At 60.8% G+C, this 13411-nt stretch carries 16 protein-coding genes; 1 reads left to right on the top strand and 15 read right to left on the bottom strand.

Features of this window, described 5'->3' with window-relative positions; all coding sequences use genetic code 11:
- Window positions 1-2 precede the first annotated feature (2 nt).
- Window positions 3-971 carry a hypothetical protein gene (locus FHW78_RS15960; RefSeq protein WP_183642841.1) on the top strand — a complete coding sequence of 323 codons (969 nt, stop codon included), beginning with the start codon at window positions 3-5 and terminating at the stop codon, window positions 969-971.
- A gap of 38 nt (window positions 972-1009) precedes the next feature.
- Here FHW78_RS15960 and FHW78_RS15965 read toward each other — a convergent pair whose 3' ends face one another.
- The 15 genes from FHW78_RS15965 to FHW78_RS16035 form a co-directional block, all read right to left on the bottom strand.
- Window positions 1010-1462 (bottom strand): hypothetical protein, encoded by a 453-nt coding sequence (locus FHW78_RS15965; protein WP_183642843.1) that lies wholly within the window; start codon window positions 1460-1462, stop codon window positions 1010-1012.
- A 23-nt stretch (window positions 1463-1485) separates the two neighbouring features.
- Window positions 1486-1863, bottom strand: coding sequence for a hypothetical protein (locus FHW78_RS15970; RefSeq protein WP_183642846.1), 378 nt, complete (start codon window positions 1861-1863; stop codon window positions 1486-1488).
- Window positions 1860-2237: a hypothetical protein gene (locus FHW78_RS15975; protein WP_183642849.1), complete on the bottom strand. Its 378-nt coding sequence runs from the start codon at window positions 2235-2237 to the stop codon at window positions 1860-1862. The genes FHW78_RS15970 and FHW78_RS15975 overlap by 4 nt, the downstream gene beginning before the upstream one ends.
- A 55-nt stretch (window positions 2238-2292) precedes the next feature.
- The gene (locus FHW78_RS15980) at window positions 2293-2832 is read right to left on the bottom strand and encodes a glycine zipper 2TM domain-containing protein (protein ID WP_183642852.1); all 540 of its coding nucleotides are present in this window, start codon (window positions 2830-2832) and stop codon (window positions 2293-2295) included.
- A gap of 72 nt (window positions 2833-2904) precedes the next feature.
- Window positions 2905-3699, bottom strand: a complete 795-nt coding sequence (locus FHW78_RS15985) for a hypothetical protein (RefSeq protein WP_183642855.1) — start codon at window positions 3697-3699, stop codon at window positions 2905-2907.
- Between the two features lie 62 nt (window positions 3700-3761).
- Complete coding sequence (locus FHW78_RS20205; protein ID WP_183642858.1) at window positions 3762-4784, bottom strand: zincin-like metallopeptidase domain-containing protein; 1023 nt, start codon at window positions 4782-4784, stop codon at window positions 3762-3764.
- Window positions 4785-4848: 64 nt separating this feature from the next.
- Window positions 4849-5064 (bottom strand): hypothetical protein, encoded by a 216-nt coding sequence (locus FHW78_RS15995; RefSeq protein ID WP_183642861.1) that lies wholly within the window; start codon window positions 5062-5064, stop codon window positions 4849-4851.
- Window positions 5065-5102: 38 nt separating this feature from the next.
- Window positions 5103-5825 carry an ankyrin repeat domain-containing protein gene (locus tag FHW78_RS16000; protein ID WP_343205575.1) on the bottom strand — a complete coding sequence of 241 codons (723 nt, stop codon included), beginning with the start codon at window positions 5823-5825 and terminating at the stop codon, window positions 5103-5105.
- Complete coding sequence (locus tag FHW78_RS16005) at window positions 5822-6922, bottom strand: ankyrin repeat domain-containing protein (protein ID WP_183642867.1); 1101 nt, start codon at window positions 6920-6922, stop codon at window positions 5822-5824. The genes FHW78_RS16000 and FHW78_RS16005 overlap by 4 nt, the downstream gene beginning before the upstream one ends.
- Window positions 6919-8601 (bottom strand): DUF5906 domain-containing protein, encoded by a 1683-nt coding sequence (locus FHW78_RS16010; protein ID WP_183642871.1) that lies wholly within the window; start codon window positions 8599-8601, stop codon window positions 6919-6921. The genes FHW78_RS16005 and FHW78_RS16010 overlap by 4 nt, the downstream gene beginning before the upstream one ends.
- Window positions 8602-8731: 130 nt before the next feature.
- Entirely contained in the window at window positions 8732-9115 is a 384-nt protein-coding gene (locus FHW78_RS16015; RefSeq protein WP_183642874.1) for a hypothetical protein, read from the bottom strand.
- Window positions 9116-9272: 157 nt separating this feature from the next.
- On the bottom strand, window positions 9273-9926 hold the full coding sequence (locus FHW78_RS16020) for a DNA N-6-adenine-methyltransferase (protein ID WP_183642878.1): 654 nt from the start codon (window positions 9924-9926) through the stop codon (window positions 9273-9275).
- A gap of 170 nt (window positions 9927-10096) precedes the next feature.
- Entirely contained in the window at window positions 10097-10603 is a 507-nt protein-coding gene (locus FHW78_RS16025; RefSeq protein ID WP_183642881.1) for a hypothetical protein, read from the bottom strand.
- Window positions 10604-10671: 68 nt separating this feature from the next.
- Entirely contained in the window at window positions 10672-11448 is a 777-nt protein-coding gene (locus tag FHW78_RS16030; protein ID WP_183642884.1) for a hypothetical protein, read from the bottom strand.
- Between the two features lie 23 nt (window positions 11449-11471).
- A complete protein-coding gene (locus tag FHW78_RS16035) occupies window positions 11472-13409 on the bottom strand; it encodes a tyrosine-type recombinase/integrase (protein ID WP_183642887.1) in 1938 nt (645 codons plus the stop codon).
- Window positions 13410-13411: the final 2 nt, after the last annotated feature.

Genomic DNA, 13411 nt, shown 5'->3' on the forward strand with positions numbered 1-13411 from the left:
TGATGGATCTCAAAGACCTGACAAAGCTGGGTGACCTCTCCGGCCCCCTGGAACTCCTGTCGAAGGGCCCGAAAGCCCTGGCGGCCTGGATGGAAAAGCGCACAGAACAGCGATACGCCGAGTTCGTGCGCGCGGCGCTGGAGGGTGTCGTGTTCCCTGATAACGCGGAAGCCATAACGCCGGAAGACTTTCTGGCTATGCTCCGAGCCTTGGAACTGGACATCGAAGCCGAGAAGGCCACCGTTTACGGTCGCTTGGCCTCCTCCATTGCCACCGGCAAGGTCAAAGGCCACCTCAAGCGGCATTTCATCAAGTTCCTCAGTGAACTGTCGTTCGGTCAAGTGGATCTGCTCCGGATGGCATGGATCGCCAAGCGCTTCGACGTGTATCCGGGTGTCGGTGGTGGGCGCCGTGACCCCAAGGAGTTCTTGGGAGCCGACTCGAAGACGAGCATCAATCGCCTGACTTTTGAACGAATGGGCTTGCTCGATGAGAAGGACTTGAGCTTGACAGGTAACCAGTTCGTGGAAGCCTGCTTCCGCTCCGAGGAACTGAAACCATCGTCGGTGGGATTCCGCTTGTGGGCCAAGGGCATTGTCCATTTGGTGTGCAACGAAATGGGCACGCCTGGATGCGATCCCTTCCTGCATCAACTGTCAGAAGGCTGCCACCGCGCAGCCATTCGCAACCCGAAGACGGCGGCCCTTCGCGGACACTCCACTTGCGCGATGAGGTTCGGTCCCGTGATGGTCGTCCTGCTCACTGAGGATCCCCAGAAACTTATTACAGAATGGACTGCCGTTGAGGATGTCATTCGCGGGGCAGACACGGTGCTGGTGGCGACGACTGATCCAACCACGGTTATTCCGCCCGAGATGACTGGTTTCGAGCGCCTTGATGCGTCGAAGGAGAATCTCACCTCCGCGGTAAACACCGCGCTCGCCAAGTTCGAGGAAGCGGGCTTACGTTAGCCAACCTCGATGAGCACACTTTGTCGAGCATCGCCGGCTCAGCGGATGGACACGGCCATACGTAGTTTTTCGTAAGCCGCCTGAGCATCGGGACTAAGAACCGACATGTAGCGGGCCAGCGCATCGATCTGACGCATCGCGAAGGCTCGGGCGATCATCTCCGCGGGGAGTTCACCTTCGGCGACGAGAGCTTGAATGTCGGACTTGACTCTGTCCACGGCCACGTGAAGTTGCTGGGCAATGGCCCGGGGAGATTCACCTGCAAGCATGCGCGTCATGACCTCCTCGCGCCTGGATTTGGTGGCCACCCGTCGCCGCTCAGTTCCGTTGGCGGGCGTGAGCCCTATTTCAAGCAGATCATTTCGAACGGTGGCGATGGAGAAGGATGTCCCGAGCGCCATGGCCAGCGCATCGGCCGCCTCACGAACAGTCATGCCGGGCACAAACACTTCAGCCAAGATGGCCCTGCGGTTGCTCTGCCAACGCTTCACCGCAGCAGCGTATTCCGCTGATCTCATGCGCTGCCTACCCCGAACCGGTCCTGAAGCTCGCACTCCCTCTGGGTGACCGGGTTCCACGCGCGGTGTTCCTCCATGTAGCGCTGGAGCCCAACATCGCCGACGCCCCCATCGCTGCTCACCAATGGCAATGGCCGGTCATGTAGGCCGTCCCGCTGCTGAGCGTAGTCCACCTGCTCCGGCTCGCCGTGAGCCGCCCGGTGGGCGTCCAGCAGCCGATCGATGGCGTCCACGTCCCGCCGGTGGACCAGCGAGGTGACGTAGAGGGCCTGGAGCAACGCTTCGCGCTGCCCGTCGGCCTCGAACAGGAAATCGGAAGGGTCGCGCAGGTCGACCGGGTCGGGCCGGAGATGGCCGTGGGAAAAGCTAATCATTTACGGACGGCACTCCGGAGAGGCTCACTCATGGCAGCGCTGAAAGCCATCAGTAGGAGCATGGAGAACATTAGCGTGGCGAAAGCCATTGCGATGAATGCGTAAGTAGTTCCCACTGCAATCGCTTGAAGGGCGAAGTATGAAACGACGAACAGGACGAACAGGAAGCGCAAGAGATCAACCGCCATCATCCAACATAGCGTCATTACTCCCTTGCGAAACGATGGCTTGAGCGAGGAAGGCGCATTGCTCGAGAAGACGAGATAAGCGTATGTGACGGTTTGTGCGAACCCGCGCCCCACCATTACAGGCACGATGAAGAAGGCTGGTATGGCCACCACTGCAAGCAGAGCCAACAGAAGAAGTGAGCTCACTTTGGCACCCCCTTTCTTGAGGGAGCAGCCATTGGCCTGAATATTGAGCAGCGCATCACTGGGCCTCCCTACCACTGGTGGATCCCATCTGCGTCGTTCCACATGCAGTGAAGCATTCAATTCCCTCCCGCGGCGTCAGCACCAGACGGGTCTTGTTCCCCTTGCCCACCAGGAACACCCGATCCCCTTCGCGAAAGCCCAGATCGCCCTCATGGATGAGCACAACGACCCGATCACCCTTGCCCGTCAACTCGCGAACGGAAACCTCGTATGCCTTGCGGTGGCTGACAGCATTCTGGATGGCCGTGCCGGCCACCCCACCGATGACCCCACCGGCCACCCGAGCTGCGTTGCGGTAGTCGCCTTTGACTTGGCGTGCCGCGCCGTAACCAACGGCCGCACCGACAACGGAGCCCACGTTCGCCTTTCTACTGGGCTCCAACTGAATTTCCCGAGCCATGAGCACCTCGCCCAGGCGCGCGTCTTCCACGCCAATGACTAATGAGGAACGGTAGGGACCCACGGACGACGGGCCGGCAGCAAGGGCCGAAGGCACAGCAGCAGAGAGAGCAAGTGCAAGAACGATGGATTTCAAGGGACACCTCCATTTCGTGAGTAGGTATCCCTATACATAACTCGAATTGGAGAACCCGCAAGGGTCAGATCATTACCTCGCTCCACGCCCTTTCTGAGATGCCCCTAGCTTTAGCTTATTTCGCCGGCAGTAGTCAGAAATTCCCTGTCTACTGACGCCAAGGTGCCGCGAAATTTGACTTAGTGAATGCCCTTGATCAATCAGCGCTTGCAGAGCCACCGGCCCAACGCTACTCGGCATGAGACCGCGAAACCTCTCCGGAATTGGGGCGGTTGGTTGCGGCCAATCCCACCCGATCTTGCCCAGCGCACTCCTCAAGCGTGTGATGGTCACTCCTTTATGAGCAGCCAGTTCACCTAGGCTCTTTCCTTCCGCGACCCACGCATCAATATCGGCCTTGGCCAGTTCAATCGGCTGCATGAAGTTCCTCTTCTGCGCACCCATTGCCCTCTTGTCGGCCTCAACAGTCTCGCGCTTAACCTTCAATGTCCTGGCAATTTCTTCAGCCGTCTGACCTTCTGCAACCATTGAAGGAATGAGAGCTCTTCGCTGCGCCAGCTCTGTTCGATCCGATCGGTGGCGGATGGGAAGTCCGAGTGATTTTCGCCGCATGTAGATATAGAAGGGGGAGATGTTGAACTCCTTCTGGATCGTTTGATATGAAGCCCCCGCCAGCAACCTCTCGTCAATCTGGCGTTGCTTCTCAATTGGAACTCGAGTCCTGCCTTTTGAGGCGGTAACGCCCATTGCCTTGCGATCCGAACGGACCGTATTGACTGACGTCCCCACGAGCCCCGCAATGGCTGATAGTGATCGCCCCTCCTCAGTCAGCTTGGCGACTTCTTTCCTTCTCTGGCCGATGTTCATGCAGACTCCATTACGAGTGGTTCTATCTACTCATAACGCATAATCTCGAACTCGCAAGGGGATCAGACCACCATCGTGTGCTCTCGCTGCTTCATGCGACTGCGCGTGCTAGTGCGAAGCTTGGTGTTAGCTTTTTCGAGCTCCTGTTGGTTGGCCGCTACCGTCGTCTGTTCCCGCTCCACCTTGGGTAGGGGCTCATGCACGAACTCGGGGACCTTCAGGAACTCCACCACCCGTTCAGCAGCGGCAGCGGCGCGGAAGATTTCGCGTGGGTCGTCGCGCAGGATCTTGATCCACGACTTCACGTAAGCCGCGTGCTGGGTGGGGTCGTGGCCAATGCCCAGGCGCTCGCCCATCAACATGGAAGACACCTCGGCCACCAGCTCTTCCTTGGCGTAGTCTTCGCTGCCGAAGCCGCCCTTCATGGGCCGGTTCAAGCGCGACGGAAATCCCGTCCAATGCCCCAGTTCGTGGAGAGCGGTAGCGTAGTAGCCACTGGCTGAGTGGAAGGCCTCGCGCTCGGGCAAGTGAATGCTGTCGGTCATCGGGCGGTAGAACGCCTGGTTGCCCCCGTCGTGATGGATCACCGCTCCACTGTCCCGGATCACCTTCTCACACGCCTGTTGGATCTCCGGTTCGGGCCGCGGCGTCGCCAACAACAGTTCCGGCAAGCCGTCGATCTGAGAAGCGTTGAACACGCGGGGGAAGAACACCTTGGGGTGGGCCTTGGCGATGAGCCCGGGATCGCCGCTCTTCTTCGCCTCCTCCACCGGTGACCAGTCCCAATACTCGATGACGCTGGCCTTCTCACCCTTGCGAACCTGGGCGCCCACGGCCGTGGCTTGCTTGTAGGTCATCCACCGGTTGTCCCTCACGTCCCAGGCGTTCTGAAGGGCCCAGAGGTGGAGCAAGTTGCCGCCCCGATAGCTCCTGCCGGTGGTGGGGTTCATCGGCAGCCCGAGGTCCATGCGCGCGTCCCACGGCTGGACGAAGGGCCCGGTCCCCTCTTCCATCTGACGGATCAGGCGTTCGGCGACGTCGCGGGAGTGGCGCTGGAGGAAGCTTTCAGAGGTGGAATCGGACACGACAGGGCTCTCCTGGGAAAGGAAAGGCGCCCTGTCGGCGGCGCCGGATTGGGGAATGGATACGTCAGGCGTGGATGGTCACTGCGCTGCCTTGCTCTAGGGCGTTTACCAGCAGCTCCAACGCCCGGTCGATGGTCAGCCGGCTGTCGGGGTCCCCGCCGTCATCCTGGAGTTGGAAGCGGATGCCGGCGGGGGTCTTCAGGACCACGAAACGGGGGGAGGCCGTCAGGGCGTCTTTGCGGTCCATGCTGTCGTCAACGAAAGCGTCGGAAGTCGTCATGGATCCAGCATGCGACGGCGTCGGGATTTGGCAAGCCCCTACAGTCTCAGCCTGATTCTGGGAGCTTCAACTTCAAATGCTTTCCCGTCCGTGATGCCGGCGCTTCTCAGACTGGTCGCCACCAGATACTTCTCCAGCGCCGTCGCGGGGGCTTGCCAATCGGCAAGGCAGGCGGCTCTAAGCTGAAGCTCTTCAACTGGCGTCCTGCCTTGGACGTTCCTCTTGTATGGATCCGCCCCTGCCTCAAGCAATGCAAAAACGTTTGCTGGGCTGACAGCATAATGTAGCGGGTTGTCCCCTTCGACGGAAACCGCATTGGGATCGGCGCCAGCTCTGACAAGAAGTCGAATCGCCTCTGGACTACTTGCGATATGGAGCGGTGTGAGGCCGCTGAAGTTCGTTGCCCTCGGATCAGCACCAGCCGCCAAAAGGATATCCATGATGGATGCGCTCCCATCCGACACTGAGTGCTTTGAATACAAGCTTGCGACGTGAAGAGCCGTGTTTCCGACGGCGTCTTGCAGGGCTACGTCACTACCCGCTGATACTAGGAGTTCAACGGCGCCCCTATTCCACTGGGACGCTGACATTAGAGGTGTCTTGTAACCGAACCCATGGCGAGAGTTAGGGCATGTTCCGCCTTCAAGCAATGTTCGCAATGTGACCAGATCACCGCGAAGGACACTCTCGAACAGCAAATGTTCATTAGGGTCTTTTGACGCTTTGAGGCCACGAGATACAACGTCAAACATGTCCGTCATAACCGCAACCTCTGGCGGAGCGATTGCTGGACAGCCGTCGGCTGCACCTGGACATCCTCACGCGCATTCCAGACCTCACCCCCGATCACCATGGAAGGCGTGGACGGGCTGCTCGCATGGAGAGCCGCGGATGGAGCCTGGTTCAACCGTTCTTCCAAGTGCTGCTGCCGTTCGGTGGCGCGCATCTCGTGGGCTCGATGATCGAGCACGCCCTGCTCCATGCCCACTTTCGCCATGAGCTTCTGATCGTATTCGGTGGGCTGGTAGCCCTGGTTCAATAGGAACGCCGCGATGTCCATGCCTTGCTGCCCCTTCACTACCCCCACGGCAGTGGCAAACGGGGATGGATTACCTTCCAAGGGTGCCCCGTGGGCGATGAGCAACTTGGCCATGTCCAGTGTGGTGGCCGCGTTGAGCGGCAGCAGAGAGAAGGAATGATCAACTACATCACCTGTAGGCAGCACGTTCTTCAACGTTGCTTTCACCCTTGCCTTTACGTTGATGTCCGCGCCCGCAGCCAGCAACGCTGCTGCACACCCCTGGTGGTCGGGCCGGTTAGGTGATGAGCAGTAGGCGCCAGCTTGCGCGGCAGCGTGCAGCGCCGTGAAGTTGCTGAACGTCGTTTCCCGCAGAACTTTGGCGTCGTAGAGGAGCTTCCGGGTCACGGTGTCCCACTGCGTGTGGCCGATGCGGGCCTGGATGTCGGCCCCTCTGGCAATAAGCGCTTCTAGGGCATCCTTGGACCCGTAGATCGCAGCTTCATATAGCGGAGTTGCTCCTTCGTATCCGGGGCGCTCGAGACTTGCTCCCGCGTTGATAAGAGACATCACTGCTTGGGGCTGGTTGAACCGAGCGGCTTCGTGGAGTGGGGTGTTATTCGTCTTGTCGACGGCGTCCACCTGAGCCCCCTGGCTGATCAGCCACTCGCACACCTCTGGATGCCCGCCCTGGGCGGCTTCGTGCAGAGGGGTGAACCGGTCCTTGTCGGCATGGTTCACGTCGGCCCCCAATGCATGGAGCCGCTGGCATTCGGCGAGGTTGCCGGCCAGGGCGGCTTCGGCGAAGCGTGATTGGAGATCGTCGGATGAAGCGCTCATACAGGCATCTCCAGATCGGCCAAGTCCCTCAACGGCTTGATCCCCGCGACCCTAATTTCCGCCACACGGGGCTTCTTTCCGCCGTGGGAGATCTGGTAGATGCCGGCCTCGGGAAACTTTTCGCGAACGCGCTTCCAGAAGTCTTCCGCGTTGACGGGCTTCTTACCCAGTTCCTCCAACACGTATTGGCGGTAATCGGCATAGATGGCGGTTTTGTCAGTGCAAACTCCGCTGTCATAGGTGGCATCGCGGTCCGCCATGTAGGCCATGGTCGTGTCCGACTCCATTCGGTTCTGCTCGGCCAGTGCGACCACGGCGTCCGGCAGCTTCTCGGAGAACCCGCCCCGCTCCATGAGGCGTAGCGCTCCTTCCAGCACCCAGTCCAACACCTGGGCCATCTCCTCCTCGCTTTCGGTGATCTGCAGGTGGAAGTCGGGCTCGCGCTTCTTTTCACTTCCACCGTTCGCACTCTCGTGGGTCTTCTCCCCCATTCGCACGTTGAAGGGGATGGCCAGGACCTTTCTCCAGAACCCGTGCTCGTGCCCTGACACCGTGAACCAGGAGTTGACGCTGGCGAACAGGGTGCCGATCGGCAGCGTCGTGTAAGCATCCTTGCGCTTGGCCTCGACTTGAATGGGGTCACGAGAAATGAGCGCTTTCAGCACTTCCTGGATGGATGCGGCAAGGACCTTGGGCGTCTCCGTGACGATGTAGGCGCTCTTGCCCACCAATGGGGCCATGGCGAAAGTTCCGTCCAGCTTCTCCAGGCGCAGCGACACGTTGCGGGGGTGAAGGGCACGCAGGATGTGGAGGAACGTTGACTTACCATTGCTGCCCGACCCGACCAGGAAGAAAGCCTTCTCAAAGCAGATGGACATGAGGGAGCTTGCCACCGCCTCCTGAAGAAGTGCGCGCACCTCCAGATCGGGCTGGAAGAGATCCAGATATTGACCGAACTTCGAATGGGGGTCCAAGGGCTTGGGGATGTAATGCCCCTCTCCATCCACTTGGTCCATCCTCAGCTTCGCCGGGACCTGGTAAGTGATGCCATGTTCTTTACGCGGCGCCAGCACCCGAATGCTCGCCCTGGACGGCGCCACGTCTTCGGGGAACAGAATGGCCTGCCGCAGCCCTAAGCTCTGTCCATAGGTGGGAGAGAAGACGTCTTGATCGAACACTTCTTCACTGCCAGCCGCACCTGGAGCACGGATCGGTTCGTCCGGCTTGACGATCTCAAGGTAACCCCCTTTGAGGGGAACGATGGCTCGGCGATCGGACTTCTTTGGCAGCCAGCATTGCCGATCCCCCATCAACTCCAGCACGGCGGTGTTGATGCAGCTGGCGGCATGACCGGCGTTCGCCTTGTCCTTGCGCTCCAATCGGAGCCAGGAAAGCGCCTTGGCGGCCATGTCTTTCTCGGAACACCGGTCCCAATAACCCTGCTCAGGCAGCCATCGAAAGAAGCTGCAATCGTCGTCGCCATCTGGCAGCTTGCCGCCGATCGCATACTCCTCCGTCGCTTTCAGATGGTCGGCGAAATCAGCCTCAAACGCTTGATCGCTCAAGGTTGCTTTGGGCGCTGGTGCGCCAAACGCGGCCTTGGGCGCCGCATTTCCTCGAAAGGAGAGGACATTGTTGGGGCGCCCATTGACACCCGAGGTTGTCGCTGTATCGTTCATGTGTGTGTTGTCCGTTTTAGAACCCCGGTTGGCGCCGGGGTTTTTTATTGATTACGCGGCCTGCTGGACGCGACTCATCCATTCCACCAGCGCTTGGCGCATGGCTTCCGATGGAGTCTTGCCCTGGGCATCAGCCGCCGCTTGTAGCCGCTGCTTGAACGCTCGGCTTACCCGAGCCTTCAACAATTCGTCTCGCGGTTGAGTCGCCTTCTTCGAAGTCGGGATGCTCGTCATTGCTCGTGTCCTGGGTGACGTGGCCTCGTTGTGGCCACAACTCCATCCAAACAGAGCTCACGAACTTGTCCAGACCGTTCTTTTGACTAAAACCAATTTCTGCTGCCTCAACAGCATTTTTTGCAAATCCGTGAGGTAGTTCGCGCTTTTTACCCAAGGTGTAACGGGTGCTTGTTACACCCCTTGTTACCGCTGAAACCCTTACCAGACAAGGCTTGTCACGGGTGTAACAGGTGTAACAAGTGGATCCATCGATTTGAGAAACCCATGAGTCACTCAAGCCCACGCTCCCAATGCACTGGGAAGTAATACCCACCTACCCGTTACACCCGTTACAAGCACTACCACGACTGCAAAGCCGTTGAATCAGCTGGAGATTCCTCCGTAACAAGCACCCGTGCCGGCTGTAACGGGTGCTCGTTCTTTCTCCGAGAGGATCATTCGTCGTTCGCACTGTCGGCATCGGCGCAAGCCACCTTCGTCACCCGCTGGATCGCAAAGAACTTCCCACGCAGCACACCGTCTTCCTGCGCCTTCTTGAGGTTGCGGGCCGCCCGCTGGCCGTAAGCCACGAACACCGACCCGGTCGGCGCTGCGGTTCCGGTGGTTCCGTCGGGTCGCATGAACTTCAGCCGGCCACGCGTGATGAGGATGGCAGTCGTGTTGGTGTGGTTGAGCACGAACTCGTGCATCCAGCCGGGATCCATGTGCGCCGGCACCAACGCGATGCCACCACCAGGGTGGTGGGCCAGCTTGGCCATCCACTTGTCCATGCCCTTCCCATACGGCGGGTTCATCCACACGAAGGCCGCGGGCCACCACGGCGTGGTCAAACCATCCTCACTGGGCGTGATCATCCGGCGGGCGGTGCGCGTCGGCAGACGGGTGTGGTCTTCCGGCGTGCAAGGATCGAGGTCAAATCCTTCCTTGCCGCCCATCGCTTTGACGATGGCCGAGGGCGTATACCAATCGACGGTCGAGTTGTCTTTGTCGCAAGCCTTGTAGCAAGCGGTGGTGATCCGGGTGGCCTTTGGCGAAGTGCGACGATCGCGGCGGGTAGCCGGTTTGAATTGTAGAACGTTGGACTGCATGTAGGTCTCGCCTGTCGTTCCCGATCGGAACGGATGCGAGATTGCGGGTGTGCCCCTGTAGGCCGTCCACGCGAAAACGTCGCTTTATCGGGACATTTGTCCCGATAACGGCCGGCATGCATTGGTGCGCCTCACCTAAGCGTTTCCCGATAAGAAATCGGGAACGAGGTTTAATCGGTGGCTTTCGCTGCGCTCTCGGCGGCGGACTGGAGCAGGCCCATGGCCCAGTCATGGAACGGCTGGCGCGCCTCGCTGCTCACCCACGGGGCATCCAGGGCTTCGAGCACCGTGAGCGCACGCGCTGGCAGGTGGAGGTGAAGCGAAGCAAACCCCACCAGGCGATCGGCTTGGTTGTAGGCCCAGGGAAGGTCCTGCTCCAGGCCTTCGAGGCCTCGTCTTTTCAACGCGGCAACGATGTCATCGAGGCGTTGCGCCAGGACGTCGGATTGAACGCGTTCGGCACCGGCGCAACGCACCACCGATGACCACCGGTATTGCGCCCCTTGGCGATTGCTTTTCGCTGGTCGGTGCTCGGGAATCAACCCTTCGTTGCGCTGGCGACGCTTCTTCAACGCGTCCTTGGAGATGCCCAGCATGTAGGCCGCCACGCCCGGGCCGACCCATTCGCGCCCGCCCGCTTTCGCCTTGGCCAGCTCTTCTTCCTCGGTGGCGGTCAACGCAAGGGGGGCCGGCGCTTTCGGGGGACGGCCAGGCCGTCCCCCCATGAGTCCATTTTCGCGCGGGCTCAAAGCCGACCGCTCCCTTTCCCAAAGGGTCGCACCGCCTCAACGTCTATTACGTCACCGCTCAACCGCTCTTCCAGGTCGCTGGCGCGCTGGCGCGACCGTGCCGCCTCGATGGCGTGCTGTGTGGAGGTGAGAACGCCCAGGAACGCGTCCTGGTAGGGCTGTCGGCTTTGGGTGCTGGTCCAGGGTTGGGCCAGGGCTTCTTCGAGCGAGCCTTCCCACTGTTCCTCGTCCGCCGCGTTGAATGTGGCGTCGTCCACGGCCCACGCGTGCCCGTTGAGGCGTCCGTTGACCGTGGCCCACGGCTGGATTTCCAACGCGTCGGAGAGGGACTGGAAGCAGACGATGCCCAGGCGCCGCGCGCGGGCCTTGGACTTGGCCAGCCGATCCTCGGCTTCCCTCAGGGCGATCAGTGCTTCGATGCGCTCGGCTTCTTTGAGCACGTCGCCGGTGTCGGTGCGCTTGCCGCGGGTGATGGGCTCGCCGCTTCGGGTGGCCAGGAAGGTGTCCAGCGATTCCAGTGTGAACCCCAGATGCTGGTTCTGCGCCGTCGTGCCAGGCTTCCCAGGGTTCTGAATCGGCTGGGGTCCCCTGCCTTCGCGCACCCAGTCGCGCAGGGTCGTGTAGTGAACACCGATGTAGAGCGCTGCCGCCTTGGTGCTGACCTTGGCACGCACACCGGCCTTGGCGTCGGCGATCTCCTGGCGCCACTTCTGGGCGTCGGGCGCCGGTGAGGCCAGATCTGGGTCGCGTTGGAGGGGAAAGGAGCAGTCCATGGTCCCAGTGTATCGACGGCGGGCTACTCCTCGGAAGAAGCGGGTTCCTGACGGGTCGGCAGGAGGGGCCAGTCAGCGGGTTTGAGCATGTTGTAGAAGGTCGGTGCGCTCGACGCCATCAGGTGCTCCACCTTCTGCAACGCGTCTTGCAACTCAAACCACTCGGGCTCCTGGTAGCGCACCGTGGACTTGGCGCCCTCGTCCTCGTCTTCCTTCTTCGGCGGCAGGTGATTGAACAGCCGGCTGATGATGCGATCGGAAATTCCTACGCGCGTGGCGTAACGGCCGAGGGTGCGGCGCAGATCGTGGGGGGTGGGCCCGAACTCCACCGACAGCGTCTCGCCCAGCCCCTTCATGATCGCCTTGCTGTCCTTGTAGTGCCCTTCCGCCGCCCGCTTGCTGCGCGCCGGGTAGACCCACCGCGCCCGTGGGTCATCTTCGGGCAAGCGCATGTCGAATCGACGCTTGATGAGTTGGACCGAAATCGGCCCCAGGGGCATGGAATGGTCACGCCGGTTCTTCGTCCTGGCGAAGAACACTTGAGGACCTTTCTTCTTGGTCACTGGGTTGACCGACGGCACTCCAGCTCGCCATGCCTTGGGATCCATTTCGTCCAGCCATACCCAGGACTTCGTGGACCGCTCGGCTTCGCTCAACCGATCAAACCACGCCAACTTGGCGGTCTCGTTGCGCCGGGCCCCAAGGAACAGGGTCGTCAGCAGGTAGTAGACCCCGCTTTCGTTCTGACCCCGCTGGGCCTGCCGTCGACTCCAGAGGTATTCGATGGCGTTGCCCAGGGTGTTGTCCTCGCTGCCCAGTGGGTTCCGCACCCTCGCCTTCTCGTAATAGTCGTGGAGGCCTGCGGCGTCGCGCATCTTGCCTTCCTCCCACAACACCCCGAAGTCGTTGCCGAACAGCACCGCCTTGCGCTGGGCCTTCTTCGCCGCGCGCGCTTCCTTGTCCACCACGTAGTTGACGGCGCGGAACGCGGTGGCGAACGTCTGCTCGGCCGCGGACACGCCCGCGGCACGGATGCGCGTGCGCATCGCCTCGCTGGTCACACCCAGCTTGGCCAGTTCCACGTCGGTGAGATCCACCCGCCCTTTCAGCTCCATGAAGTCCTTCACGGGCTGGGGCAACCGATTGGAATTAAGAGCCGCGGACACCCGGGTGGCTTGAAACGCGTTGGTCACCTGCTCCTCGTCGAGGTCCATGATCGGGATGTTGCCGATCCCCACCTCCGGACGAGCCAGGCGCGCTATCGAGTTGGTCAGGGTCTTGAGGGTGCCCTCGGTGGCCGGCCGGGTTCGCCGGGCCAGCATGTCGTGATACAGCTGGATGGCCTGGTTCACCGTCAGCGCCTTGGTGGCCTGGATCGACAGTTCCTTCTCCGCCAGAACCTTCGGGCGCTTACCCTCCTTCTTCGCTCCGGCGACTTTGACGCCCGCCAAGTCGTGAGCGTCCTTCAACGACAATTCGCTCGTGTCCCCGATGCTGATCCGCATGACCTTGCCGCCGATCTTGCGTTGAACTTCGTAGGTGGATTTGAGTTTCCCTACGAAGACGCCGAACCCCGTGGGGGCACCCGGCGAGGCGTCGAGGAACCTCCACTGCTTGCCGTCGGGGTTGGGTTCGAGGACTGCAAACCCCTTTGCACCGGTGACGATGGCCCCTGCTTTGTCTAGCTTCGGGCGCTGGGTGCTGCGAAGCTGTCGCAGCTGTTCTGGGTTGAGCTTCAGTCGGAACGCCACGGCGGCCACCTTTCCCTGTTCAACGTCATCGATCGCGACCCTGTCGCGGGTAGCCAAATTCTGGCACGAATCGACGGATGCAGGGGTTTGGCTACCTTTGGCTACTAAAATGGTCTCCACACCCTTCCACTTACGCTCACTGACCTCCACTTTCGCTAGACTGAAATACGCGCTAAATGTCTGATAAAAAAGAACAATCAAAAAAATCAACG

It is taken from the genome of Pseudoxanthomonas sp. OG2 (assembly GCF_014192765.1).
In the GTDB taxonomy this organism is placed as follows: domain Bacteria; phylum Pseudomonadota; class Gammaproteobacteria; order Xanthomonadales; family Xanthomonadaceae; genus Pseudoxanthomonas_A; species Pseudoxanthomonas_A beigongshangi.

Excerpts from the sequence above, each read along its gene's own strand:
- FHW78_RS15960 (WP_183642841.1), top strand. The coding sequence starts at position 3 with ATGGATCTCAAAGACCTGACAAAGCTGGGTGACCTCTCCGGCCCCCTG.
- FHW78_RS15970 (WP_183642846.1), bottom strand. The coding sequence starts at position 1,863 with ATGATTAGCTTTTCCCACGGCCATCTCCGGCCCGACCCGGTCGACCTG.
- FHW78_RS15985 (WP_183642855.1), bottom strand. The coding sequence starts at position 3,699 with ATGAACATCGGCCAGAGAAGGAAAGAAGTCGCCAAGCTGACTGAGGAG.
- FHW78_RS15995 (WP_183642861.1), bottom strand. The coding sequence starts at position 5,064 with ATGACGACTTCCGACGCTTTCGTTGACGACAGCATGGACCGCAAAGAC.
- FHW78_RS16000 (WP_343205575.1), bottom strand. The coding sequence starts at position 5,825 with ATGACGGACATGTTTGACGTTGTATCTCGTGGCCTCAAAGCGTCAAAA.
- FHW78_RS16005 (WP_183642867.1), bottom strand. The coding sequence starts at position 6,922 with ATGAGCGCTTCATCCGACGATCTCCAATCACGCTTCGCCGAAGCCGCC.
- FHW78_RS16010 (WP_183642871.1), bottom strand. The coding sequence starts at position 8,601 with ATGAACGATACAGCGACAACCTCGGGTGTCAATGGGCGCCCCAACAAT.
- FHW78_RS16020 (WP_183642878.1), bottom strand. The coding sequence starts at position 9,926 with ATGCAGTCCAACGTTCTACAATTCAAACCGGCTACCCGCCGCGATCGT.
- FHW78_RS16030 (WP_183642884.1), bottom strand. The coding sequence starts at position 11,448 with ATGGACTGCTCCTTTCCCCTCCAACGCGACCCAGATCTGGCCTCACCG.